The organism is Brotonthovivens ammoniilytica, from assembly GCF_025566885.1.
Classification (GTDB): Bacteria; Bacillota; Clostridia; order Lachnospirales; family Lachnospiraceae; genus Brotonthovivens; species Brotonthovivens ammoniilytica.
This window is the reverse complement of record NZ_JAOQJQ010000003.1, coordinates 216,979-240,600: the sequence shown is the minus strand read 5'-3', so window position 1 is coordinate 240,600 and position 23,622 is coordinate 216,979. Positions and strand designations below refer to the sequence as shown.

Below are 23,622 nucleotides of genomic sequence, written 5' to 3'. Positions count from 1 at the left end.
TTTCATCACTTAAATGATTTTGTTTTTATGAATATCAATGAGTTATCAGGTTTTCAAAATAACACACTCTATGTAAAAATGCAAGATTTACCATTAAAATCTATTTGCTGTTATACTACATGTCTTCAAGAAAATCTACTTTGCTGACAGATACTTCATAAGCAATGCGGTGTTCCGTTTCATCGTCATTAATCCGCTTTACATATTCCCTGCTCTGAATCCTTCCCAGCACCTGAATATGGCTGCCCACTTCAAATCCGGAAGCAAACCGTGCATTTCTTCCCCAGCAAATGCATGGAATATAATCAGACTTTCCATAAGACCGGTTTACCGCAATTAAAAGATCTGCGATCTCTCTTCCCAAAGGTGTTTTTCTGTATACCGGATCTTTGCAGACATAGCCATCCAGAAAAATCTGGTTGGTTTTTTCATTTTCTTCCAGTTCATCTACAAATTCCCATTCACGGACAAATACAGAAAGCACCAGGCGGTTTTTCTTTTCCTCATGGCGGTTATAAGAACGGAACTGGCCATTAATATGAATCAGCTGGCCGGTATAATCCTGCTGAGTGTCCACCAGACGTTCTGACACCATAAGCGGAATATAGTCTGCGTAGTTACTGAGTCTGTTTACAGATACCTCAACCATATAGAAGCCTTCTCCCAGCACCTCATGGCTGAACTGAAACTCCGAAACTACCTCACCAATCATAGATACCTGATTATTTTCGAACATTTTATCTGTCATTATGTAATTCTCCCTTCTTCACATGTACGTTTTCATTCATATTGTTTCTTAAAATACTATTCTCATTCTGCAGATTTAGAACCCGTCGACCTGAACAAATTTACCACATTTTTTGCGCGCAATTTCCCATAATCTGTCGAATGCAAAAAATTAAATGTTGACACAAAGTGACAGTATAAACGATAGTCTGTCATCTCTGTGCTTTTTTCCACAGCAAATTACATTCACGCCTATTTTTCTCACCCTCTTTACTTTATCTTAAGCCCGTGCTAGAATAAACCGGCTGAGCATTTATTTCTTATTAAATGCAGACAAAAGACCTGTCCCAGGCGGGTTTTTACTGTCTGAAGATAAAACATAATATATTTATATCTGATAGAAAGAAGGTTTTCATCATGAAAATGAAAAGAGAAGATATCCGCAACATTGCCATAATCGCCCATGTAGATCACGGTAAAACGACACTGGTGGATGAACTTTTAAAGCAATCCGGCGTTTTCCGTGCCAATCAGGATATACAGGAGCGCGTTATGGACTCCAACGATATTGAACGTGAAAGAGGAATTACCATCCTGTCCAAAAATACTGCTGTTATCTATAAGGATACCAAAATTAACATTATAGATACACCAGGACATGCTGATTTCGGCGGAGAAGTAGAACGTGTCTTAAAGATGGTGGACGGAGTTGTCCTTGTGGTAGATGCTTTTGAAGGCGCTATGCCTCAGACAAAATTCGTGCTGATGAAAGCGCTGGACCTGAATCTTCCGGTTATTGTATGTATCAATAAAATTGACCGGCCGGAAGCAAGACCTGATGATGTAATTGACGAAGTGCTGGAACTGTTTATGGATCTTGACGCTTCAGATGAACAGCTTGACTGTCCGTTTATCTATGCATCTGCGAAAAACGGATACGCTGTACGTGACCTTAATGATGAGAAAAAAGATATGGTTGCGCTGTTTGAAACTATCATTGATTATATCCCGGCTCCTACCGGAGATCCGGATGCAAATACTCAGGTACTGATCAGCACCATTGATTATAATGAATATGTAGGACGTATTGGTGTTGGAAAAGTGGATAACGGATGTCTGAAAATCAATCAGGATGCAATTGTTGTCAATGCACATGAGCCTGAGAAACAGAAAAAAGTCCGTATTAATAAATTGTATGAATTTGATGGATTAAATAAAGTAGATGTAAAAGAAGCAAAGATCGGTTCCATTGTGGCAATTTCCGGAATCGCTGATATCCATATCGGTGATACCATCTGTGCTCCGGAAAATCCGGAGGCGATTCCCTTTCAGAAGATTTCTGAGCCGACGATTTCTATGAACTTCATTGTAAACGATAGCCCGCTTGCCGGTCAAGAGGGAAAATTCGTTACTTCCCGTCATATCCGGGACAGACTTCTTAAAGAATTAAACACTGACGTCAGCCTCAGAGTAGAAGAAACTGAAAATGCCGACAGCTATAAAGTATCCGGCCGCGGGGAACTGCATCTTTCTGTTCTCATTGAAAATATGCGCCGGGAAGGATATGAATTTGCCGTAAGCAAAGCAGAAGTACTGTATCATACAAATGAAAACGGCAAAAAACTGGAGCCCATGGAAACTGCCTATGTAGATGTCCCGGATGAATTCACCGGTGTTGTTATTGAAAAGCTCAGTCAGAGAAAAGGCGAGCTGCAGAATATGGGCAGCATCAGCGGCGGATATACCCGCCTGGAATTTAAAATTCCCTCCCGGGGTCTCATCGGCTACCGTGGAGAATTTCTAACAGACACAAAAGGAAACGGTATTATCAATACGATTTTTGAAGGCTATGAGCCCTGCCGCGGCGAAATCCAGTACCGTAAGCTTGGTTCCCTGATTGCCTTTGAATCGGGAGAATCCGTTACCTATGGCCTGTTTTCCGCACAGGAAAGAGGCGCCCTGTTTATTGGAGCCGGAGAGCGGGTTTACTCCGGTATGGTTATTGGACAATGTTCCCGGGCAGAAGATATTGAATTAAATGTCTGCAAGAAAAAACATTTAACCAATACCCGCTCCTCAAGTGCAGATGAGGCTCTGACACTGACACCTCCAAGAATTTTAAGTCTGGAACAGGCACTGGACTTCATTGATACAGACGAGCTGCTGGAGGTAACCCCAGAAAGTCTGCGCATTCGTAAAAAAATCCTGGATCCTACTATGAGAAAACGTGCATCCATGAAAAAATAAAACAACTGCACACGCATAACAAAAGGGACTGTTACAGAATGGCTGAATCATCAGCGGTTCTGTACAGTCCTGTTTTTGTATAAAAATATCAGTTTTTCTGCCGGCAGTTTATCTACTGGCAGCTTCTTTTTTGCATCCCCTTTAACATCAGCAGACCTGTAATCATCAGTACCGCGAATATAGTTCCAAACAAAAATCCGCTCTGGAGATTATCATTCATTGCAAAAGAAACAGCTCCTGTAATGGCAGGACCGGCTCCGCAGCCTAAATCTCCGGCCAGAGCCAGCATTCCAAACAGCGCCGTTCCCCCCTTTGGCAGCACTTCTCCTGCAGCAGCGAAAGTCCCCGGCCACATAACTCCGGTGGAAAATCCTGCCACGGCACAGACGATAAGGGCAATGACTGCCGAGGAGGAAAGCCCGATCACCAGATAGCAGACCGCGCACAGTACTGAGCAGAACATCATAAAACCCCAGAGAGGTATCTTTTCTCCTTTCCGTCCATACCAGAGCCGCTCTAGGCCTTTTAATACGGCAAACATGCAGGGGCCCGCAAGGTCCCCGATTTCTTTTGATACATGGAGCCCTTCCTCCGCAAAGCTGGAAGCCCACTGGGCAATGGCCATCTCACAGGAGCCAGCGCAGAACATAAACAGCATGAGAAGCCAGAAAACCTTCGATCTGGCAAGATCACCAAAATGCATTTTCTCCTGCTCAGGTACAAGCTCATAAACCGGAACAAAGGCGAAATAAACAGCGTTTGCGATAGGAAGAACCGCCCAGAGTACTGCAAGAAGCTTCCAGTTATCAATTCCTGCAGCTTTAAAAAAGACAGTAGAAAGACCGATAATAAGTACGCTTCCCCAGCAGTAAAAAGAATGAAGCATACTAACTGCCTTATCCTTTTCTTTTATGGGGCAGGCCTGAACAATGGGCGTCAGCAGCACCTCTGTAAGACCGCCCCCTGCACCGTATATCACAACGGCTAGAACAAGTCCTGTAAAAGGACTGGCAAACAGCTCCGGCAAAAACGCCAGCCCGGCGGTCCCCGCCGCTGATAAAATATGGGCCGCAATGATACATTTCCGATATCCGATCCGGTCTGCAAAGCAGGAGGCAAAAAAATCCAGGGCAATCTGTGCTGCAAAGTTGACCAGAATCAACATGGATACCTGTGCCAGCGATATGTAATAAATATTCTGAAATGTAACAAACAACAGAGGGGCAAATGTATTAATCATTGCCTGTACAATATAGCCCACAGAAGCCGCCCGCACAGTCTGACTGTAATTATTTTTACGCATCATCTCATCTGGCCCCGTATTACAGCGCTTTCAACCGTTTAAGAGCTGCCTTGGTATTCTCATGGGAGCCAAATGCAGTAAGCCTGAAATATCCTTCTCCGCAGGGGCCAAACCCGGAGCCCGGAGTTCCAACTACATTGGCATTTTCCAGTAGATAATCAAAGAAATCCCAGGAGGTCATATGTTCCGGCGTCTTCAGCCAGATATACGGTGCATTCACACCGCCAAACACTTCATATCCTGCCTCTGTAAGACCGCTTTTAATAGCCGCCGCATTTTTCATATAATATGCCACCTGTTCTTTTAACTGTGCCTTTCCGGCCTCAGAATAGACAGCTTCCCCGGCCCGCTGTACAATATACGGCGCTCCATTATATTTGGTCCCATGCCGTCTGGCCCACATGTCATGAAGAGATACCTCTCCGCTCTTTAAATCCTTTGGTACAACGGTAAATCCAAGACGGACACCTGTAAATCCTGCATTTTTTGAAAAGCTGCGCAGCTCTATTGCACAGGTTCTGGCCCCTTCGCATTCATAGATGGAATGAGGTACGTCCTCTTCCGAAATATATGCCTCATATGCAGCGTCATAGATAATTACTGCACCAATCTTATTCGCATAATTTACCCACTCCTGCAGCTGGGCTTTTGTAATAGTTGTTCCCGTTGGATTATTGGGGATACACAGATAAATCAGATCCGGCTGTTCCTTTGGAAACTCCGGTACAAAATTGTTTTCCTTTGTGCACGGCATATAAATCACTTGGCTCCACCGTTCAGTGGACAGGTCGTAAACTCCGGTTCTTCCTGCCATAACATTAGAATCTACATAAACCGGATAAACCGGATCGCAGACTGCAATTTTATTATCCAAAGCAAAAAGCTCCTGAATATTTCCGGAATCACATTTCGCGCCGTCGGAAACAAAAATCTCATCAGCCGATATCTCACATCCTCTGGATGTATAATCATTTTTCACAATAGCCGTTCTTAAAAATTCATAGCCAAGATCCGGCGCATAACCGTGAAAGCTCTCTGCATGTGCCATCTCATCTACAGATTTATGAAGAGCATCAATAATGGCCGGCGCCAGAGGCTGGGTTACATCACCAATTCCAAGGCGGATCAGGGTTTTGTCCGGATGGGCCTTAGAATAAGCATTTACCTTTTTAGCAATTGTGCTGAACAGATAACTGCCCGGTAATTTTAAAAAATTGTCATTTACTTTAAACATTCTAATCACTCCTTACTTTTTATTTCTGTTTTCTGACCTGTCAGGTGACAGATGCGCAGATATTCTGCTGTTATGTTTATGTATCAATCATACTGATAATCATCTGGGAAGTCTCCGGCAGGCTGCTGCCGCTTTCCATACTGCATTTTTGAATATAACGGTGAGCATCCTCTTCTGTCATATGATTCCGCTCCATAAGCACTGCCTTTGCTTTTTCTATCAGTTCCTTTTCTTCTCCCGTCCGTTTCCGGGGAGCTGACTTACGCTTTTTCTTTTTCTTCTCTCGGTTATAAACCATCATCTCCACGGTAGAAAGAAGCTCATGTACTTTCATTGGCATAGAAAGGCTCAAAAGTGCAGAATTTCTCTGCTCTGCCAGCTGTACCTTTGCGGAAATCAAAAGCATGTCAAAGTCCTCCGGCAGATCATTCAAAAGCTCTGTGTAAAACATATCTGTCAGACGGTATCCACTGATTACAATACCATCTCTTAGGCTGTAAGCCTCCTGCAGCACCTGCGCTCCGCTGACGCAGACAGCCAGAACATGATATCCGTTTCTTGTAAGTATATTTTTTATATTCTGTCCGTTTTCAGACTTTGGAAATGCTATAATAATGCCTGTCATGCTAAAAATCCTGCGCTAATATTTTTCAAGATAGGCGTTTGTCTCCCAGTCTGTAATACTTGCCTTGTAGTGGGCCCATTCTCTTTCTTTTGCTTCTATATATTTAGAGCAGATATGCTCTCCTAAAACGCTGCAGATAAAAGAATCCTTTTTCAGCTCTGACAGGGCATGTTTCAGGTTCGTTGGAAGAACATCAATCTTAAGTTCCCTGCGCTCTTCTTCCGTCAGAGCAAACAGATTCTGATTGACACTTGCCGGAGGATCCGTTTTCTCACGTATTCCTTTCAGTCCCGCTGCCAGACATACAGCCAGTGTCAGATACGGGTTGGCCGCCGGGTCCGGACTTCTTAACTCAATTCTTGTATTCTCTCCCCGCTCTGCAGGAATCCTGATTAAAGGGCTGCGGTTTGTGGCGGACCAGGCAATATAAACCGGCGTCTCATATCCCGGAAGCAGACGTTTGTATGAATTTACAAGAGGATTTGCAATGGCGGTAATAGCCTTAATGTGCTTCATAAGTCCTCCCATAAACCAGCGCGCTTCCTGACTTAAGCCGTCCTGGGATGATTCATCACAGAATATATTCTTCCCATCTTTGGACAAAGACATATTCACATGCATTCCGGAACCATTGATATCAGCTTTCGGTTTTGGCATAAAAGTAGCATAAAGCCCATGGCGTTTTGCGATTGTTTTCACTGCCAGCTTAAAGGTCATAATATTGTCGGCCGCATGAAGTGCTGGCTCATACTTAAAGTCAATCTCATGCTGTGCCGGAGCAATCTCATGATGAGAAGCCTCAATCTCATATCCCATCTCCTCCAGCGTCAGAACAATATCCCTTCTGGCATTCTCTCCAAGATCAACGGGACCCAGATCAAAATAACCCGCATGTTCATGAGAAATTGTAGTAGGGCGGCCGTAATCATCCGTATGGAAGAGGAAAAATTCACATTCCGGTCCTACATTCAGATTATAACCCATCTCCTGAGCCTCTTTTACTGCACGGCGCAGCACATATCTTGGATCACCCTCAAAGGGCTTTCGGTCCACACAGTAAACATCGCAGATAATCCTTGCTACCTTTCCTTGCTGTGGTCGCCACGGAAAGATCGTAAAAGTATCCAGATCCGGATACAGATACATATCTGATTCTTCAATTCTGACAAACCCTTCAATAGAGGAGCCGTCAAACATACACTGATTGGCCAGTGCTTTCTCCAGCTGGCTTTTTGTAATAGCTACATTTTTCAGAATACCGAAAATATCGGTAAACTGCAGACGGATAAACTCTACATCTTCTTCTTCCACCATGCGGATAATATCTTTTTGAGTATACATTCTGCATTCTCCTGTTTCTTTATCATTCAATTTCTTTCAGTTTTCATTGATTCATGTCTATTTCATTCAACCGTTTTTGTATTCTCCACCTCATAATAAGTGCATTTTCCATGAGCCGGAAAGCCTTAATTATCATACCACAATTGTCGGATATCTCCAAACAGAAAGTTCAGGCTCGCTCTCCCATAAATTTCAGCACTTTTTCATAAGACAAAGGTCCTCCAAAAAGGTCCAGGGCACTTCCAATGGTAACATTCAGTTTGTCCTGTCCCCACGCTTTTAACTGACGCAGATGCTCAAAACTTCCTACACCTCCCGCATAGGTCAGCGGGATTTTGCCCCAGGCTCCCAGCATTTTCACCAGCTCCTCTTCAATGCCGGATGCTTTTCCCTCTACATCAACAGCATGAATCAGAAATTCATCGGCATAATCTTTTAACTCATCCAACAGCTGTCTGTCAATCCGCTCACAGGTAAATTTCTGCCAGCGGTCCGTAACAATATAATAACCCTCCTCTTTCTTTCTGCAGCTTAAATCCAAAACCAGATGTTCTTTTCCAACTTCCCTTTTTATCCGCTCCAGATTTTCATAGTTAACATGTCCATCTTTAAACACATAGGAAGTTACAATCACATGGCTGGCGCCCGCCTCTAAAAATACCTCCGCATTTTCACTGTGAATACCGCCCCCTGCCTGAAGCCCTCCCGGATATGCCCTCAGCGCCGATAAGGCCTGGGCCTTTGTGGCTTCATAATATTCTGAATCAGCGGCATTTAGAAGTATAATGTGCCCTCCCCGGATCCGGTCCTTTTTATAAAATTCTGCATAAAAAGCCCCATCCTGCTCAGAGACAAAATTTTCTTTGGCCTGATTGCCGGCATCTTTTAAACTGCTTCCTACAATCTGCTTTATTTTTCCATTGTGAATATCTATGCATGGCCGAAATTCCATAATAACCTCCCTGTCCCTCTGTTCTTGTAATTTGTTCTAATAAAAACTCTGTTCTTTTATAAAAATATCACAATATGTTGAAAAAGGGAATCAAACTATTAATTCCATTGACATTAAACTTTATTATTACTATAATTGAAAAAACATATCTTGCAGAAAATAGTTTTTACATATGTTTATGCTGTTTTTTGCAGAGAAAAGAATACGAAGAAGAAAGAGAGGAATTGAAATGGGAACAATCATCGGAGAGGGAATAACATTTGATGATGTGTTATTAGTACCAGCATACTCTGAAGTCACTCCAAACATGGTGGATTTAACGACAAAGCTGACAGAGAAAATCACGCTGCATATTCCAATGATGAGTGCAAGCATGGATACTGTAACGGAGCACAGAATGGCAATCGCCATGGCAAGACAGGGCGGTATCGGTATCATTCACAAAAACATGTCTGTGGAAGCACAGGCAGAGGAGGTAGACAAGGTAAAACGTTCAGAGAACGGTGTCATAACAGATCCCTTTTCACTTTCTGCAGATCATACCCTTCAGGATGCGGACGACTTAATGGCCAAATTCCGTATTTCCGGTGTACCCATTACAGACAGCACCGGAAAGCTTGTAGGTATTATTACAAACCGTGATTTAAAATTTGAGACGGACTTTACTAAAAAAATCAGCGAAAGCATGACTTCTGAAGGGCTGATTACAGCCAAAGAAGGCATCACTCTTGAAGAGGCAAAAGCAATTCTTGCAAAAGCGAGAAAAGAAAAGCTTCCTATCGTAGATGATAATTTCAAATTAAAAGGTTTAATTACCATTAAAGATATTGAAAAACAAATTAAATATCCATCCTCTGCCAAGGATGCCCAGGGACGTCTTCTCTGCGGCGCCGGCGTTGGTATTACAGCAAACATGATGGAACGTGTTGACGCTTTAGTTGCCGTTCATGTAGATGTAATCGTTGTGGATTCCGCTCACGGACATTCCGCCAATATTTTAAAAGCAGTTCGCGATATTAAGGCCAAATATCCTGATCTGCAGATTATTGCAGGAAATGTTGCAACAGGAGACGCTACAAAAGCTCTGATTGAAGCAGGGGCTGATGCGGTAAAAGTAGGTATCGGACCAGGTTCTATCTGTACCACCCGTATTGTTGCAGGTATCGGCGTTCCACAGATTTCCGCAATTATGGACTGCTATGAAGTTGCAAAAGAATATAATATCCCAATCATTGCAGACGGCGGTATTAAATACTCCGGAGATATGACAAAGGCTCTGGCTGCCGGAGCAAATGTATGTATGATGGGTTCCATCTTTGCCGGATGTGATGAAAGTCCGGGAACTTTTGAGTTATACCAGGGACGTAAATACAAAGTTTACAGAGGTATGGGCTCTTTAGCAGCAATGGAAAATGGAAGCAAAGACCGCTACTTCCAGCAGGATGCAAAAAAACTGGTACCGGAAGGCGTTGAAGGCCGTGTGGCATACAAAGGAACTGTAGAAGACACTGTATTCCAACTTCTGGGCGGTATCCGTTCAGGTATGGGCTACTGCGGCGCTCCTACTATCCAGGATTTAATAAAATCCAGCAAGTTTGTAAAAATTTCCGCAGCGGCATTAAAAGAAAGCCATCCTCACGATATCCACATTACAAAAGAGGCTCCAAACTACAGCATTGAAGAGTAAAGACCAAAAAATCCGGGACGAATAAATTCTCGTTCCGGATTTTTTATTTCCTTTAGGAAGGTCCTTAGAATTTCCCCGCCATAGGTAAAGAGTCCCGCAGTCAGGATTCCTTTTTCAACAATTATTCATTTGTTGTAGTTTTTGTTTTTGTAGTTGTTTTATCCCCTGTGGCATTGTCTTTGGTTGTTGTTTTTGTTTTGTCTGTAGTTTTATTATCTGTAGTAGTATTATTTGTGGTAGTATTATCTGTAGTTTTATTGTCAGTTACGTTGTCGTTGGTATTGTCCACAGCATCTTTCATATCATCCTTCAGATCTTCAGCGCCATCTTTGATGTCATCACCGGCATTTTCCAGAGCGTTATTATCGTCTGTTGTTGTTTTATCTGTAGTTGTTTTGTCCGTAGTTGTTGTCTTGTCATCTGTTTTCTCTGTAGTTGTCTTATCTGTAGTTGTTTTGTCCTTATTTCCGCAGGCTGCAAGAGAACTTAACATCAGCGCCATCATAAGTACTGCAAAAATTTTTTTCATGATTAAAATCTCCTTTGAAATTTAATTACATTTCTAATATTGTCATATCCGTTCATTTTTATACACACAGCTTTTACTTTCTCATTTTTGAGTCAAAAATCCATGAAACCAGATAACTGAAAATCAGTGCTGCCGAAACGCCCACCGCACAGGCTGTAAAACCGCCTTTAAATAAACCTAAAAATCCTTCTGCATCAATAGCTTTTTTCATACCTTCCCAAAGTACATTGCCAAAGCCAAGCAGAGGTACACTTGCTCCTGCTCCTGCAAACTTCAGAAACGGTTTGTAAATGTGAAGCGCTCCAAGAACACTTCCGGTGCAGACAAGCAGTACCATGACCCTGCCCGGCAGCATTTTCGTCTTATCCAGCAGAATCTGGACAACGGCACAGATAGCGCCGCCAATTAAAAACGCAATAATATAATCCATTTTTTTCCTCCTGTTGGCTATTGGGCCTCTAACACTACCCCGTGGGCAATTCCCGGAACATTCTGTCCTTCATTAAAGCTAATCTTTGAGAGCAGCGCTCCGGTTGGCACAAATAAAATACGCTCAAGCTCTCCGCTGCGCAGCTGAGGAAGGAAATGAGCACTTAGGGTAACTGCAGAACAGCCGCAGCCGCTTCCGCCGGATCCTGTTCCCTGACGCTTATTATCAAAGATTTCAATCCCGCAGTCTGTATGGCAGACGCCCACATCAATTCCTCTCTGGTTTAAAAGCTCAATTAATATTTCTCTTCCTACTTCCCCAAGATCCCCTGTAATAATTTTGTCGTAATACGCCGGGGTCCTTCCAAAGTCTTCCATATGTGCCGCTATACAGTCTGCGGCCGCTGGGGCCATAGCGGCTCCCATATTCATGGAATCTCTCACCCCATAGTCCACAATTTTTCCGGTGGTAATGCCTGTAACCCGCACGGCTTTTCCTTGGGGCTGCTTCCCATTTTTTTTCAGGAAGTTTTCACTGCAAAGTAAAAATGCTCCGCTGCCGGTAACCGTCCAGGTAGAACATAAGGGTCTTTGATTGGCATATTCCAGGGGAAATCGAAACTGTTTCTCCGCGCTGGCAAAATGACTGGAGGTTACTACAGCCGCCAAATCCGCATATCCTGCAGAAACAGCCATAGAAGCCAGTCCCAGCGATTCTCCTGCAGTAGAACAGGCTCCATATACCCCAAACAGCGGAATCTCAAAGTCCAGCAGTCCGAAAGAAGTGGCTATGGTCTGCCCCAGCAGATCTCCTGCATACAAATATCTGACATCCTTGGCTTTTACACCGGCTTTTCCCATGGCCATTGTCAAAGCTTCTTTCTGAAGGGTGCTTTCTGCGTCTTCCCATTTATCGCACCCAAATTTGTCATCTTCGCCAACCACATCAAATTTATGCCCGATGGGCCCCTCGCTTTCCTTCTTTCCTGCAATGGAAGCACTCTCTAAAATAAAAGGAGCCTCCGCGAAGCGAAGGCTCTGTTTTCCTGTCTGTTGAACCATATTTTCACTCCTTTTTTAAAAGTATGGTTCAGATTCTTTCTTTTTATTCCTGATAAAATATTAATTTTTCATTTCATAATTTTCTTAAATAAAAAATAATATTTGATTTTTGGGATTAAAAATTTATATAGGGATGCTATAATATTTCTATACAAAGCGACAATTTGGAAATTGCGGAGGTGGTTTCATGCGATGGTTTGAATTGATTTTTTTGTTTTTATGTGGGATTTTATTTTTCTATCTAGGTTGGCAAATTTGGAAGAAAGAGAAAATAAATTTAATACACGACTATCACTATAAAAAAGTAAAGGATATAGATAAAAAGGCATATACCGGGCAAATAGGAAAAGCAATGTTGGTTATAGGTGCAGGAATTATACTAACAGGCATTGTTGATTTTATAACATCTTCTCTATATGGGTGGTGTTTTTTTGGAATCTGCTTTAGTATAGGGCTGGTTGTGATGATTCACGCACAGATAAAATACAATCATGGAATATTTTAACAAATTGGAAGTTGTAAAGGAGACCGACTATGAAAGATAAAAGCATTTTAATCAGTGTGGGAATTATTATTTATATTGTTATGTCTGGAATTGATAGATTTGTTCATCATATACCTAATATTATTTATATTCCAATAGCAATTCTCGGTATTGCTTTAATTTTAATTGGCTTTTTCAAGGATAAATCTAAATAATTAAATATCAGTTTATTTGACTGAAAAATCCGAAGTTGAGGTGGAAATATGGCATCAAGCAAAGAATATTTGGAGTTTATTTTAGGGCAGTTATCTGAATTAGAAGAAATTACATATCATGCTATGATGGGAGAATTTATTATCTATTATCGTGGCAAGATTGTTGGCGGTATCTATGATGATAGATTGCTTGTCAAACCAGTAAAATCAGCAATTAGTTATATGCCAACAGCTCCGCATGAGTTACCCTATGATGGGGCAAAAGAAATGTTGTTGGTAGATGAAGTTGATAATAAAGAATTTTTGACAGGTTTGTTTAGAGCGATGTATGAGGAGTTGCCAGCACCAAAACCGAAAAAGAAGAAATAAACAAATAATAGTTTTGATAAAAGAAAAATTGGAAGTTATTGGAGGTAAGATAATGAAAAAAATTATAACTATTTTTAGTGTTATAGTTCTTATTACATCACTAACAGCCTGTTCGCCAGACTTCAATGGAAGCAGAACAGGAAATGACAAGCAACTAATTATGGAATATACAGAGTTTAATACTACTGATTCTCAAGATTTAGTTGTTGAAGCTGGGGATACCATTCATACGGAAATTGTAATTGAGAACGGTCAGTTATCATATAAAATTCAGAAAAATGATGATGAACCTATTGCTGAAAGTGAAGACATTTTCTTTTCCGTAGACTTTGATGTCGAGATAGAAGAAAGCGGAACATATACAGTAACAGTAACAGGAGAAAAAACAAAAGGAAGCGTAAAATTTGTAGTAGAAAGTGCGGAGTGATAAACTGAATAAATCAGCAAATCCCAGTTTGTATAAAGGTTTGAGATATTTCCAACAAAATCTCTTGTAACGATTGTTTCATAGACCTCTTTAATATAGCGGATTCTGTCTGCTTCTGTTTTATAAGCATAAGAGCCTGCCAGTCCTCCCTTTATCGTATACTCATCAAATAATTTCTCTTTGTCATCAATCTCATTATAATACTGGCAATATTCTCGGAAGCTAAAGGGAAATACATGGATTCCAATATAACGCCCGGTAAATAAAGTTGCCAAATCTACACTCAGCAAAAAAGCATTGGAACCTGTAATATAAATATCATATTTTCTTTTCGAATAGAGACTGTTGATTGCCAGTTCAAAATTGGGGCACATCTGAACCTCGTCCACAAAAACATAGTTTGTTTTTTCCAACTGATAATGCTCTTCCACATATGTGTGAAGTGCGTGGTATTCTTTGAGTCCTTCATATTCTATATCCATAAAATCAACAAAGATAATATTGATATTTTCAAAATGGCTCTTCAGATACGAAATATATGCCCGCATCAATTCTGACTTTCCAGCCCGGCGAATCCCTGTAATAATTTTAATATCTGGAGTCTGATTTAGTTCAATGATTCGCTCCAAATACTCTGTCCTAATTATCTTTTTCATAAATCCTCCCAGTTTCAAAAAAATAATATTTTTACGTTTTTGAAACTCCTTCTTGGAATCTATTATACTATTATAGTATACACAAGCAGGCAGTTTCAAAACTAAATATTTTTTAATTTTTTGAAACTGTTAACCAAAAAGTATTGACCGACAGTCTGCGTTCCATGGAAAGCGATGGTATCGTTATCCGTACAGTATATCCCGAGGTTCCACCGAGAGTTGAATATTCACTTTCTGAGCTGGGAAATTCCATGCCGCTTCCTCATTCTTATGAAGCCTGTGATTATCAAAAAAATAACAATTCCGATACTGATCCACTGGGAAGTAGAAAACCAGGCGAAACCTCCCCGCTCTGCATCATCATATCTAAAGTATTCCAGGACAAATCGTATCACCCCATAAATTCCAAAATACAGCGCCGCAGTCTGATATGCACTTTTTATCCTGCCGGATACCCCAAATAAAAAGCCTGCCAGCACAAACAGACAGACCGCCTCTGCAAGCTGTACCGGAAACAGCGGGATGCCCGCCGGCGCAAAAGAACCGTCCGGAAATACCACCGCTCCTGGTCCATTGTAGGGACGCCCGTAACAGCACCCTGCCATCAGACAGCCAAGTCTCCCAAAACCATGTATAAAGGGTATTACAAACATAAAACGCCTCATATAGGATGCGATATCAACCTTATGAATTTTCCCGGCCAGCAGGAAAAACAAAAAACCGCCAATAAGGCCGCCATAGAACACAAAGCCTCCCACCATCAGGTCTTTCAGATAATCTGCCTGGGCCAGCCGGCTCCACTGAATCTCATTTCTGGCAACAAACAGATACAGTCCCTTGGCCCCAATCATAGCACCTAAGAATGTATAGGCCTCCAGCAGTAAAAAATCATCATATATTAAATGATGCCTCTTTCCAAGAAGCCAGACCAGCACATTCCCGGCAGCCAGTCCGATTATAATCATCAAAGAATATCCCGGCAGAGACAGATTTCCAAAATGAAAAAATACATGCATATTAAACTCCTGTTATTATAAGTTTATATACCTCTATCAAAGAGAACTAAAAAAGAATGTGCAAAGTACATTCTCCGCCTGCGGCGGTTCGCCTTTGCGACATGATTCCATTCCGCCGCAGTGCGATCATCAGCGGAGCGTTTTTTATATCATAGGAGCAATTTCCTATGATATAAAAAGAAAGCTTCTCCGGAGCACCCTCCGAAAAAGCTTTCCAATCTTCCTGTGATTTCGGCTTATAATCCACCAAGTGCCGCTACGCCTGCACCGATGCATGCAACACATGCCACATATAATGCAAGACCCAGAATCAGGCCTACAATAGAGCATACAAGACCTGCTGTTGCCAGTCCCCGTCCCTCTGCTTTTTTTCTGCCAAGAACACCAAAAATAATGCCGATAATTCCAAGGATAACTCCTACAAAACCATATACACCTAAAGTTGCAGCATCAACAATAATTGCGATAATTCCAAGTACTAATGAAACAATACCCATCTTTACTCCTCCGTATTTTATAAATATTTAATATTATTAATAAAAATTTTATCACACATAAACGTATGCGTCAATAGCTGTTTCCCTGTTGAGAGAATCTTCCAGTATCATAGGCTTAAAGAACCTGGGACAAAAACTCCTGCAGACGTAAATTTTTTGGATGTTCAAAAAATTCTTCAGGGTTATTCTGTTCCGCAATAATACCGCCGTCCATAAACAAAACTCTCGTTGCCACTTCCCGGGCAAATCCCATCTCATGGGTAACCACTACCATAGTCATACCGTCCTCTGCCAGCTCCTTCATCAACTGCAGAACTTCTCCTACCATCTCCGGATCCAGAGCTGAGGTAGGTTCATCAAAAAGCATTACATCCGGATTCATGGCCAGAGCTCTTGCAATGGCAATCCGCTGCTGCTGTCCTCCTGACAGCTGTTTGGGATAAGCATCTGCTTTGTCCGGAAGACCTACTCTTTTTAAAAGCTCTAAGGCTTTTTTATCCGCCTCTTCTTTGGACATGAGTTTTAATTTCACCGGAGCCAATTTGATATTTTCCTTTACGGTCAGATGGGGAAAGAGATTAAACTGCTGAAACACCATTCCCATTTTTCTTCTGAGGCTGTCAATATCCGCTTTGGAATCTGTAATATCCGTTCCCTCAAAGATAATACTGCCTCCGGTAGGCTGCTCTAAAAGATTCAGACAGCGCAGAAATGTAGACTTACCTGAACCGGAGGGCCCGATAATAACAACTTTTTCGCCTTTTTCTATGTTTTCAGTAATTCCATCTAACACTTTATGGTCACCAAAGCTTTTCTCCAGATTATTAACGCTGATCACCGACTCTCAACCTCCTTTCAACAACGGAAAGAACCTTGGACAGAATAATAACCATCACAAGATAAATCACCGCAATTCCGATAAACGGCATAAAAGCCTGATAGGTACGGCTCTGGATAACCAGAGCTACTTTGGTCAAATCCATAGCGCCGATTACCGTTACCAAAGAAGTATCCTTTAACAGGGTGATCATCTCATTTCCCAGAGCCGGCAGAGCATTCTTAAATGCCTGGGGAATTATAATATAACGCATGGTCTTTCCGTAATTTAATCCCAGAGAGCGACCCGCCTCCATCTGTCCGGCATCCACTGCCATAATTCCGCTTCGTATAATCTCTGCAACGTAAGCCCCGGAATTGATACCGAAGGCCAGCACAGCAACCAGTATTGTCCGCTGTGAAGACGCAAAAATAACAAAATACATAATTAAAAGCTGAACCATCATAGGTGTTCCTCTGATTACCGTCAGATAAAGAACACAGATTCCGTTTCCAAGATTCAGTAATGCATTTCCAAATCCTTTTTTTACGCCCCGTCTCTGATCATGAACTGTACGGATTACAGCAATTATAATGCCAATCACAATACCAAGAATCAACGCCAGCACCGCAATTTCCAGCGTCACCCCAAGACCCTTTAATAACTGAAGCCACCGGTCTTTTTCAATGAAGGTCTGGGAGAAATCCGAGGCAATTTTTGCAAACCATTCCTGCATAGCACATTCTCCTCTTCTGAATTTATATTTTTCTGCATACTTACAAAAATGAGGATGCCTTCATTTCATGTTTTGACACTACTCCTGAAACACATCCTCATACTGCTGTTTTTTATTTTTTCAATAACAGATTACTCAGATTTGATATATTTATCAAGAATTTTCTGAATTGTTCCGTCTTCTTTTAATTCTTTGATTGCCGTATTTACTTTTTCAAAAAGTTCATCATTGTCTTTTGCAACGATTGCAGCATACTCTTCCTGCACATATTCTGTATCCAGAATTTTCAGTCCTTCGTTTGCCTTTACGTACTCCTTGGCCGGCTCGTTATCAATAACCACGCAGTCAACTTTTCCGGTTTTTAAAGCTTCTACCGCATTTGGGCCGCTTGTGTATTTCACAACATTTTCATCGCCGTAATCATCTGAACAGTAAATATCTCCGGTTGTTCCCTGCTGTACACCGATTTTTTTACCTTCCAGACTGTCAGGACCTGTAATATCAGAATCATTTTTTACAATGATTACCTGTACGCCTGTAGCATAGCTGTCTGTAAAGTTAACATTTTTAGCACGGTCAGGATCAACGGTCATACCAGCCAGTCCAATATCAGCTTTGCCTGACTGTACGGATGTTACGATAGAATCAAAGTCAATGTCCTGAATCTCCAGCTTCATACCAAGCTTCTCTGCAATGGCATTTGCGATCTCCACATCAATACCCGCAATATTATTATCGTCATCATAATATTCATATGGCGGAAATGTAGCGTTAGTTGCCATTGTTAAAGTTTCTTTTCCTTCGGATTCCGCACTTGTCTTGTTATCCTCTCCGCCTTTACTTCCGCAGGCTGCAAGAGAAAGGGCAAGTACTGCAACTGTAAGTAATGCAATTACCTTTTTCATGATCTTTTCTCCTTCTTTCTTTTCATATAAAGGTAATTATAGCGCAACCTGATAAAAAAACAATTGTTTTTATCACTTTTTACGCAAAAATCTGAATTTTTATGCATCCTGCCGCATATTCTAAATATTTATATCATGATTTCATGCAGATATATCAGAATAGAATGTTGTCAGCGAAGCTGACCCAAACCGCACACCAAGTTCCGCAGGAGGAAGACTTGAAAAGAAAAATTATACACTTTACTGTGAATACTCCAAAGCCTGATCTATACCATTTAATACAACCTGAACAAGACGGTCACCCTCATAACTTAATTTTAAAGAGAAAAAGGGGGCATCTTCTTCTAAAAGATGAAAAAACAGCTTATCTCCCTCCCAGAGATTAAGCTTCTCGATATCTTCTTTGGGAATCCATACAAGCTCCCCCTCCTCACACTCTGTTACTTCTCCTTCAAAACCATCTGCCGTATAAAGACACATGTATTCGGTTCCCCATCCTGCAGACTGAAAGGTAATCAGTCCACGAAACCGATAGGAAGTCAGAGTCAGACCGGCTTCTTCCCGGGCTTCACGCAGCAGACATTCTTCCGGGGATTCCCCCTCTTCAAAATGTCCGCCGATGCCAATCCACTTTTCCTGATTCACATCATTTTTCTTTTTCACTCTGTGCATCATCAGGTATTTACCATCCTGCTCCACATAACACAGCGTTGTAAACGGTAATCGTTCTCGCTTCATCATTCCTGCTCCCCGCCTATTAATTTATTATGATAGTAGGACTCTGCCGTGTACAGCGCCGCAGCCGGATTATGGCCCAGTACTCTGTCTTTTGCAACCAGTGTGGTAGTCAGCCCTTTGGCATATTTATAAAAAAGACTGTCATGCCCCACACAGAGTCCCATTACAATATTTAAGTCTGTCTTTTCCTTATTTAATATTTCAGCCTGAAGAATTGGATTACAGATATTGATGCCTGCTTTTTCGTAATCCTCTGGCAATCCCACATCCACTTTTTTTACAATCCCGGCTTTACAGGCCACTCCATACACTTCAAATCCATGGCTTCTTAATATCTTTGTGAGAATTCCGGTCTCCCGGATCAATCCGGCACAGGTGGCGATCCCGATTTTTTTTGCTCCTATTCGTTTCGCAAATTCAATGGTTTCTTCCACTCTTGTCTTCTGGCAGTAGTAATCGCATTCCACACCTGCTGCCGCTTCCATAACTTTTCTGTTTTCCTCTTCATCATAAAGCTTCACTACATCCTGCACAAAAGCCGGATCTGTATGCTTCGTCACACAAAAGGCAGGATATCCCTTATCCTTTGGCGCTCCGTTAATACATCTGGTGACCCGGCAGTCCCCACAGCTTCTATTGATGTTATCATCCATTTTTGACAAACCTCTTTTCCTTATTATTTAATTTAAGTATTTAAGTTTAAATCATTCAGGCATCAGATAAATGTATTAACAAAACCAATGATCACTCCCAGCACTGCTCCCAGATTGATAACGGCCTGCATTTCTCTGTGGATGGTCTGGTCCACCAGAGCTTCTATCTCTTCCACCTGAAATTCAATAATCTTTTTCTCTGTTAAAGATGCTATGTCAAATAATTTTACCATTTTTTTGCTGTGCTGGGACATAAATTTTTCATATACTTTTCCAATAATCTCCCGCAGACGTTCTTCATCCGCCTGCATTTCTGAAAGCAGCTGATCCAGAGGCTTTACAAATACCTGAACAGTTTCATCCCGAAGCAGAGGCATAATAACAGTCTCAACATTTTCCTTGGCGTACTGCTGGACTCTGGTGCCCATATAATCTGAAATAGAAGATATTCTGCCGGGATTTAATACCTTCGAAGTAAGACCATTTGTTTTCTCTTTTAATATCTTTGTGCATTCTTCTGAAATCCGCTCTGCGATATTGGAGCGGTTAATGGTAAGATGAACCCGCCGATAGATCATCCGGTCCAGATTGTTTTGAAATTCTTCAAACTCATCCTCACTCATGACCCCGCCCAGAAGCTCTACAAGCGTATACATATGCTCCCCCTGTCCCAGGGAGGCCAGCAGGCTTTCCACAACGGAGTCCTTCATACCTTCTGATAAAAAAATCTCTTCAATATCTTCTTCTGTAAACACCTGCTGCGCCACTGCTTCTCCAATGGCCCGGGCCAGCTTGTCTTTCCGCTTAGGAATAATTCCCGGGGTAAAAGGCAGTACATACTTTCCAATCTTAATTTCTTTTCTGGGACGAAACAGCATTTTAATAGCGATAAAATTAGTAAAATATCCAATAATGCCCCCAACAACCGGTCCTGCCAGAAAATGTATTACTTCATTCAACTTTTTATTCCTCCCGCATACGAAGCTTTAATCCCGCCAGCACCGTATCAGGCCGCAGCTTCATCAGGCTGTGCATCTCTCCGGCCATGGAAAAACCGCACCTCTCACAGAGCCCTGCTGTCTTACCCGGACATTCCGCTAATCTGGTTCCATCGGTTAAAATAAAGTTTGAAATCCAGCAGAATTTCTTAAAATCATGTCTCTTCATGCACTGCAGACCTGATACGCTGTTCATGACAGTATATCCGTCTCTTTTCATCTGAATAATTTTATCTATTACATGAATCCGCTTGTCCCAGGGCAGCATCATATGCTCTGTTCCCGGATACGGAGTATGAAAATTCAGTGAAACCGATTGAATAGAAGGATTTGCAGCAGCGTACTTAATTACATCCGGCACTGATGGGTAATTCATTTTGTTAATAGCCATATTCACGCTGATGTTTTTCAGTCCGCTTTCTTTAATATTTCTGTTCAGCGTATCAAAGGTTCCCGCTCCCCGTATCATATCATGATACCGTTTGTATCCATCTACACTGACCCAGATAGAATCCGCCGCCAGATAATCAAAAGGACGCTGTCCATTGGTTGTTACTGTCACAGAATAAAATCCGATCTTTTTTGCAAGATAAATCAGGTCATTAATCCGATAACCGCCGTCACTCCACAGTGTGGGCTCCCCGCCCTCCAGATCTAAAAATCTGGCTCCCTGGCGATAAGAATATTCCAGTTCTTCCTTTACCTGGCGATACGGCTTCATAATTGTCCCGGCATGTCCGTCCTCACTGCAATGTTTACACTTCAGATTACAGTAGTCAGTGAGAAATAGTACCGTCTGAAGGGGTTTTTCTTTTTTCAGCAGCCGGTTCTGAAAATACCAGTATGGTAAATATGCGATATGTTTCATCCTAAATGTTCTCCTCTCCCTCTGCGGACATCCGTATGCAGTGAATTATTACTGCTTGATACATACAGCAGCAGATGCCGCAATAAAAATAAAAGCAAAGGCCGTCAGTAAATTGCGGGCCAGATACCATCGAAACATAAACCAGGAGAGATTTCCCTTAACAATCTGTTCCCAGTTTTTCATAGGGCCATGCCATGCTCTGCGTTTCGGCAGCTTTTCCGGTTCTTTCATATATGTATCCACAGACCGGTAAAGTAAAACTGCCCAGGGCAGAGTTGCCAGTACGGCCAGATAAATGGGATTCATTTTACCGGTTACGGTCATAAGCACAGTTAATATATACGGCAGGAACAAAAAGCAGCTCAAAACAGCCTTTCTCCCTGTATTTCCCTTTATCAGAGCCGCCATAGTTGCTTTGCCTGCCCGCATATCCGCTTCATAATCAAGCACCGAGTGTACATATAAAATGTTGGTTACCAGAAGTCCCATGCTGAGCGCCGGGGCTAAAAGCTTCAAAGACAGATGTCCGCAGGCTGCAAAAAAGACCCCTGCCATCAAAAGCGGTCCAAACATCACTCCGATATCCAGCTCCCCAAGTCCCCGGTAGCTTAAACGCAACGGTTCCCCGGAATAAGACTCTCCCAAAAAAACTCCAGCTGCCGCAATCAGAAGGATTATAAAACCTCTCTGATACAAGATAACAGCTCCCGGAATCAGCGCGGCAATGCCAAATCCCACCGCGGCCCTCAAAGTCTGTTTTATCGTAGCTTCGCCGCTGACAATATAGGCACACTTCTTCGTTCTGGCTCTGATTCCCTCTCCTGCAAGTTGATCACGAAATCCGGTCTCCTTCTTCCTGTAATCAAAATAATCATCCGCCAGATTCATGCCCAGATGGGCAAGACATCCCCCAAGCACTGCCAAAAGCCCCGTTATCCAGGAAAATCCCGTTTCCCCGGCGGCCAGAAAAAACGCCGCCAGCGCCGGCATAACACTCTGCGGCAGGGAAACCGGTCTGGCATTATGAAACCAGAATTTCAGCTTTTTTAACATATATCCCGCTCCTGTTCAAACAAAAGAAGACGGAGAACCTCCATTCTCCGCCCTCCAGAATCATTTCTCTGTTCCCAGTTACTGTACACGTATTATCAGCCTGTTATTTTTTTCGCTGCCGCTTTGATTTTATCAGCCAGAGATTCTTCTGCTTCTGCCTCTACATCAAATTCTACGCCGTCTGTATTGTCATCAAACTCCTGATACTCCGGCTCTTTTGTAAAATATTTATATACTTTGTATCCAATGTAGCCAATAATTCCAAGTGCAAGTACTGCTTTTAAAAATTTTTTCATTGTATTTCGTCCTTTCCCGCATTTATTATTTATATTTCCGGCTTCTGCCCCCGATGGCAGGCCGCCACACCGGCCATATGGCTGTAATATCCCACATGCACAAATCCGCATGCAGCCATAAGCGCCGCCAGCTTCTTCTTAGACAGAAATCTGCTGTTTGCTCTGGCAATCCGTTTATACTCCCAGCCATTTCCGTTTAATACGGCGCTGGCAGCCGGAATCATATGATTCCGGTAAACATTGTAAGCCGTTTTGACTTCCTTCGTTTCCGGAACGGAAGACTCCAGACAGTAGATCCATCCGCCCGGTCTAACCACACGGTACATTTCCCGGAGCACACTTCCATAATCCGCCACACTGCGCAGACCGAAAGAAATCACTGCACAATCAAAATATCCGTTTCGAAATGGCAGATGCTCCGCATTCTTCCTGATAAATTCCAGGTTAATCAAATTCTTTTTCTTCTGGCGCTTTCTGGCCTGATTCAGCATCCCTTCGGAAAAGTCCACAGCTGTGACTGCGGCATTTGGATTTTGAGCAGCCAAAAGCAGCGCCATATCCCCGGTTCCGCAGCACACATCCAAAATCCGGTGACAGCCCCTGCGTTTGATCTCTTCTGCAGTTCTAAGCTTCCAGATCCGGTGTATTCCAAAGCTCATCATATCATTCATAATATCATAATCTTCACTGATGTGCTCATAGGATTTATATATTTTTTCTGTTTTCCTCTGTTTTGCTGATTTGATTAACATACTGATC

The 23,622-nt window shown here is 42.2% G+C and carries 26 protein-coding genes and 2 pseudogenes; 6 read left to right on the top strand and 22 right to left on the bottom strand.

What is annotated here, in order from left to right; all coding sequences use genetic code 11:
- Positions 1-115 precede the first annotated feature (115 nt).
- The gene (locus tag OCV88_RS09165) at positions 116-748 is read right to left on the bottom strand and encodes a single-stranded DNA-binding protein (RefSeq protein ID WP_158425203.1); all 633 of its coding nucleotides are present in this window, start codon (positions 746-748) and stop codon (positions 116-118) included.
- A gap of 395 nt (positions 749-1,143) precedes the next feature.
- On the opposite strand from OCV88_RS09165, the gene typA reads away from it, so the two are divergent.
- Positions 1,144-2,973 (top strand): translational GTPase TypA, encoded by a 1,830-nt coding sequence (typA, locus tag OCV88_RS09160; protein ID WP_158425202.1) that lies wholly within the window; start codon positions 1,144-1,146, stop codon positions 2,971-2,973.
- A gap of 112 nt (positions 2,974-3,085) precedes the next feature.
- On the opposite strand, the gene OCV88_RS09155 is transcribed toward typA, so the two are convergent.
- The 5 genes from OCV88_RS09155 to hisA all read right to left on the bottom strand — a co-directional run bounded on the left by OCV88_RS09155 (position 3,086) and on the right by hisA (position 8,428).
- Complete coding sequence (locus OCV88_RS09155) at positions 3,086-4,279, bottom strand: MFS transporter (RefSeq protein ID WP_158425201.1); 1,194 nt, start codon at positions 4,277-4,279, stop codon at positions 3,086-3,088.
- 16 nt (positions 4,280-4,295) lie between these two features.
- Positions 4,296-5,510: an LL-diaminopimelate aminotransferase gene (locus tag OCV88_RS09150; protein WP_158425200.1), complete on the bottom strand. Its 1,215-nt coding sequence runs from the start codon at positions 5,508-5,510 to the stop codon at positions 4,296-4,298.
- A 76-nt stretch (positions 5,511-5,586) separates the two neighbouring features.
- A complete protein-coding gene (locus OCV88_RS09145) occupies positions 5,587-6,135 on the bottom strand; it encodes an ANTAR domain-containing response regulator (RefSeq protein ID WP_158425199.1) in 549 nt (182 codons plus the stop codon).
- Between the two features lie 15 nt (positions 6,136-6,150).
- A complete protein-coding gene (gene glnA / locus OCV88_RS09140; RefSeq protein ID WP_158425198.1) occupies positions 6,151-7,476 on the bottom strand; it encodes a type I glutamate--ammonia ligase in 1,326 nt (441 codons plus the stop codon).
- 169 nt (positions 7,477-7,645) lie between these two features.
- Complete coding sequence (gene hisA / locus OCV88_RS09135; protein WP_158425197.1) at positions 7,646-8,428, bottom strand: phosphoribosylformimino-5-aminoimidazole carboxamide ribotide isomerase; 783 nt, start codon at positions 8,426-8,428, stop codon at positions 7,646-7,648.
- Between the two features lie 229 nt (positions 8,429-8,657).
- Between hisA and guaB the strand changes: the two genes are divergently transcribed.
- Positions 8,658-10,115 carry an IMP dehydrogenase gene (gene guaB / locus OCV88_RS09130; RefSeq protein ID WP_158425196.1) on the top strand — a complete coding sequence of 486 codons (1,458 nt, stop codon included), beginning with the start codon at positions 8,658-8,660 and terminating at the stop codon, positions 10,113-10,115.
- A gap of 121 nt (positions 10,116-10,236) precedes the next feature.
- On the opposite strand, the gene OCV88_RS09125 is transcribed toward guaB, so the two are convergent.
- The 3 genes from OCV88_RS09125 to OCV88_RS09115 all read right to left on the bottom strand — a co-directional run bounded on the left by OCV88_RS09125 (position 10,237) and on the right by OCV88_RS09115 (position 12,135).
- Positions 10,237-10,644, bottom strand: a complete 408-nt coding sequence (locus OCV88_RS09125; RefSeq protein ID WP_158425195.1) for an LptM family lipoprotein — start codon at positions 10,642-10,644, stop codon at positions 10,237-10,239.
- A 73-nt stretch (positions 10,645-10,717) separates the two neighbouring features.
- Positions 10,718-11,074, bottom strand: coding sequence for a SpoVA/SpoVAEb family sporulation membrane protein (locus OCV88_RS09120; protein ID WP_158425194.1), 357 nt, complete (start codon positions 11,072-11,074; stop codon positions 10,718-10,720).
- A 17-nt stretch (positions 11,075-11,091) separates the two neighbouring features.
- Positions 11,092-12,135, bottom strand: a complete 1,044-nt coding sequence (locus tag OCV88_RS09115; RefSeq protein ID WP_158425193.1) for a stage V sporulation protein AD — start codon at positions 12,133-12,135, stop codon at positions 11,092-11,094.
- Between the two features lie 187 nt (positions 12,136-12,322).
- On the opposite strand from OCV88_RS09115, the gene OCV88_RS09110 reads away from it, so the two are divergent.
- The 3 genes from OCV88_RS09110 to OCV88_RS09100 are packed head-to-tail and all read left to right on the top strand — an operon-like array spanning position 12,323 to position 13,203.
- On the top strand, positions 12,323-12,640 hold the full coding sequence (locus OCV88_RS09110; RefSeq protein WP_158425192.1) for a DUF3784 domain-containing protein: 318 nt from the start codon (positions 12,323-12,325) through the stop codon (positions 12,638-12,640).
- 29 nt (positions 12,641-12,669) lie between these two features.
- Complete coding sequence (locus tag OCV88_RS09105; protein ID WP_262591087.1) at positions 12,670-12,834, top strand: hypothetical protein; 165 nt, start codon at positions 12,670-12,672, stop codon at positions 12,832-12,834.
- A 48-nt stretch (positions 12,835-12,882) separates the two neighbouring features.
- Positions 12,883-13,203, top strand: coding sequence for a TfoX/Sxy family protein (locus tag OCV88_RS09100; protein ID WP_158425191.1), 321 nt, complete (start codon positions 12,883-12,885; stop codon positions 13,201-13,203).
- Between the two features lie 480 nt (positions 13,204-13,683).
- Here OCV88_RS09100 and OCV88_RS09095 read toward each other — a convergent pair.
- Positions 13,684-14,286: pseudogene (locus OCV88_RS09095) on the bottom strand (ATP-binding protein); the annotation flags it as partial.
- A 128-nt stretch (positions 14,287-14,414) separates the two neighbouring features.
- On the opposite strand from OCV88_RS09095, the pseudogene OCV88_RS16080 reads away from it, so the two are divergent.
- Positions 14,415-14,540, top strand: a pseudogene (locus OCV88_RS16080) (winged helix-turn-helix transcriptional regulator); the annotation flags it as partial.
- On the opposite strand, the gene OCV88_RS09085 reads toward OCV88_RS16080, so the two are convergent.
- The 12 genes from OCV88_RS09085 to OCV88_RS09030 all read right to left on the bottom strand — a co-directional run bounded on the left by OCV88_RS09085 (position 14,514) and on the right by OCV88_RS09030 (position 23,615).
- Complete coding sequence (locus tag OCV88_RS09085; protein ID WP_334307980.1) at positions 14,514-15,251, bottom strand: prolipoprotein diacylglyceryl transferase; 738 nt, start codon at positions 15,249-15,251, stop codon at positions 14,514-14,516. The pseudogene OCV88_RS16080 and the gene OCV88_RS09085 overlap by 27 nt on opposite strands.
- Positions 15,252-15,538: 287 nt before the next feature.
- Positions 15,539-15,799, bottom strand: coding sequence for a hypothetical protein (locus OCV88_RS09080; RefSeq protein ID WP_158425188.1), 261 nt, complete (start codon positions 15,797-15,799; stop codon positions 15,539-15,541).
- 115 nt (positions 15,800-15,914) lie between these two features.
- Positions 15,915-16,637 (bottom strand): amino acid ABC transporter ATP-binding protein, encoded by a 723-nt coding sequence (locus OCV88_RS09075; RefSeq protein ID WP_158425187.1) that lies wholly within the window; start codon positions 16,635-16,637, stop codon positions 15,915-15,917.
- Positions 16,624-17,352 (bottom strand): amino acid ABC transporter permease, encoded by a 729-nt coding sequence (locus OCV88_RS09070; protein ID WP_158425186.1) that lies wholly within the window; start codon positions 17,350-17,352, stop codon positions 16,624-16,626. Before OCV88_RS09070 ends, OCV88_RS09075 begins: the two co-directional genes overlap by 14 nt.
- 131 nt (positions 17,353-17,483) lie before the next feature.
- Complete coding sequence (locus OCV88_RS09065) at positions 17,484-18,257, bottom strand: ABC transporter substrate-binding protein (protein ID WP_158425185.1); 774 nt, start codon at positions 18,255-18,257, stop codon at positions 17,484-17,486.
- Positions 18,258-18,497: 240 nt separating this feature from the next.
- Positions 18,498-18,998, bottom strand: coding sequence for an NUDIX hydrolase (locus tag OCV88_RS09060; RefSeq protein ID WP_158425184.1), 501 nt, complete (start codon positions 18,996-18,998; stop codon positions 18,498-18,500).
- The gene (locus OCV88_RS09055; RefSeq protein ID WP_158425183.1) at positions 18,995-19,648 is read right to left on the bottom strand and encodes a DUF1847 domain-containing protein; all 654 of its coding nucleotides are present in this window, start codon (positions 19,646-19,648) and stop codon (positions 18,995-18,997) included. The genes OCV88_RS09060 and OCV88_RS09055 overlap by 4 nt, the downstream gene beginning before the upstream one ends.
- A 62-nt stretch (positions 19,649-19,710) precedes the next feature.
- Positions 19,711-20,607, bottom strand: coding sequence for a DUF445 domain-containing protein (locus OCV88_RS09050; protein WP_158425182.1), 897 nt, complete (start codon positions 20,605-20,607; stop codon positions 19,711-19,713).
- Between the two features lie 4 nt (positions 20,608-20,611).
- The gene (locus OCV88_RS09045; RefSeq protein WP_158425181.1) at positions 20,612-21,514 is read right to left on the bottom strand and encodes a radical SAM protein; all 903 of its coding nucleotides are present in this window, start codon (positions 21,512-21,514) and stop codon (positions 20,612-20,614) included.
- A gap of 48 nt (positions 21,515-21,562) precedes the next feature.
- Positions 21,563-22,567: a prenyltransferase gene (locus OCV88_RS09040; RefSeq protein WP_158425180.1), complete on the bottom strand. Its 1,005-nt coding sequence runs from the start codon at positions 22,565-22,567 to the stop codon at positions 21,563-21,565.
- A gap of 95 nt (positions 22,568-22,662) precedes the next feature.
- A complete protein-coding gene (locus OCV88_RS09035) occupies positions 22,663-22,863 on the bottom strand; it encodes a hypothetical protein (protein WP_158425179.1) in 201 nt (66 codons plus the stop codon).
- 29 nt (positions 22,864-22,892) lie between these two features.
- A complete protein-coding gene (locus OCV88_RS09030; RefSeq protein ID WP_158425178.1) occupies positions 22,893-23,615 on the bottom strand; it encodes a ubiquinone/menaquinone biosynthesis methyltransferase in 723 nt (240 codons plus the stop codon).
- Between the last annotated feature and the right edge of the window lie 7 nt (positions 23,616-23,622).

Bases quoted from the DNA above. Each gene is read 5' to 3' on its own strand.
- typA (WP_158425202.1), top strand. From the start codon at position 1,144: ATGAAAATGAAAAGAGAAGATATCCGCAACATTGCCATAATCGCCCAT.
- glnA (WP_158425198.1), bottom strand. From the start codon at position 7,476: ATGTATACTCAAAAAGATATTATCCGCATGGTGGAAGAAGAAGATGTA.
- OCV88_RS09045 (WP_158425181.1), bottom strand. From the start codon at position 21,514: ATGAAACATATCGCATATTTACCATACTGGTATTTTCAGAACCGGCTG.
- guaB (WP_158425196.1), top strand. From the start codon at position 8,658: ATGGGAACAATCATCGGAGAGGGAATAACATTTGATGATGTGTTATTA.
- OCV88_RS09060 (WP_158425184.1), bottom strand. From the start codon at position 18,998: ATGATGAAGCGAGAACGATTACCGTTTACAACGCTGTGTTATGTGGAG.
- OCV88_RS09055 (WP_158425183.1), bottom strand. From the start codon at position 19,648: ATGGATGATAACATCAATAGAAGCTGTGGGGACTGCCGGGTCACCAGA.
- OCV88_RS09100 (WP_158425191.1), top strand. From the start codon at position 12,883: ATGGCATCAAGCAAAGAATATTTGGAGTTTATTTTAGGGCAGTTATCT.
- OCV88_RS09145 (WP_158425199.1), bottom strand. From the start codon at position 6,135: ATGACAGGCATTATTATAGCATTTCCAAAGTCTGAAAACGGACAGAAT.
- OCV88_RS09065 (WP_158425185.1), bottom strand. From the start codon at position 18,257: ATGAAAAAGGTAATTGCATTACTTACAGTTGCAGTACTTGCCCTTTCT.
- OCV88_RS09155 (WP_158425201.1), bottom strand. From the start codon at position 4,279: ATGATGCGTAAAAATAATTACAGTCAGACTGTGCGGGCGGCTTCTGTG.
- OCV88_RS09105 (WP_262591087.1), top strand. From the start codon at position 12,670: ATGAAAGATAAAAGCATTTTAATCAGTGTGGGAATTATTATTTATATT.
- OCV88_RS09030 (WP_158425178.1), bottom strand. From the start codon at position 23,615: ATGTTAATCAAATCAGCAAAACAGAGGAAAACAGAAAAAATATATAAA.
- OCV88_RS09115 (WP_158425193.1), bottom strand. From the start codon at position 12,135: ATGGTTCAACAGACAGGAAAACAGAGCCTTCGCTTCGCGGAGGCTCCT.
- OCV88_RS09085 (WP_334307980.1), bottom strand. From the start codon at position 15,251: ATGATTATAATCGGACTGGCTGCCGGGAATGTGCTGGTCTGGCTTCTT.
- OCV88_RS09040 (WP_158425180.1), bottom strand. From the start codon at position 22,567: ATGTTAAAAAAGCTGAAATTCTGGTTTCATAATGCCAGACCGGTTTCC.
- hisA (WP_158425197.1), bottom strand. From the start codon at position 8,428: ATGGAATTTCGGCCATGCATAGATATTCACAATGGAAAAATAAAGCAG.
- OCV88_RS09120 (WP_158425194.1), bottom strand. From the start codon at position 11,074: ATGGATTATATTATTGCGTTTTTAATTGGCGGCGCTATCTGTGCCGTT.
- OCV88_RS09070 (WP_158425186.1), bottom strand. From the start codon at position 17,352: ATGCAGGAATGGTTTGCAAAAATTGCCTCGGATTTCTCCCAGACCTTC.
- OCV88_RS09125 (WP_158425195.1), bottom strand. From the start codon at position 10,644: ATGAAAAAAATTTTTGCAGTACTTATGATGGCGCTGATGTTAAGTTCT.
- OCV88_RS09150 (WP_158425200.1), bottom strand. From the start codon at position 5,510: ATGTTTAAAGTAAATGACAATTTTTTAAAATTACCGGGCAGTTATCTG.
- OCV88_RS09110 (WP_158425192.1), top strand. From the start codon at position 12,323: ATGCGATGGTTTGAATTGATTTTTTTGTTTTTATGTGGGATTTTATTT.
- OCV88_RS09035 (WP_158425179.1), bottom strand. From the start codon at position 22,863: ATGAAAAAATTTTTAAAAGCAGTACTTGCACTTGGAATTATTGGCTAC.
- OCV88_RS09165 (WP_158425203.1), bottom strand. From the start codon at position 748: ATGACAGATAAAATGTTCGAAAATAATCAGGTATCTATGATTGGTGAG.
- OCV88_RS09080 (WP_158425188.1), bottom strand. From the start codon at position 15,799: ATGGGTATTGTTTCATTAGTACTTGGAATTATCGCAATTATTGTTGAT.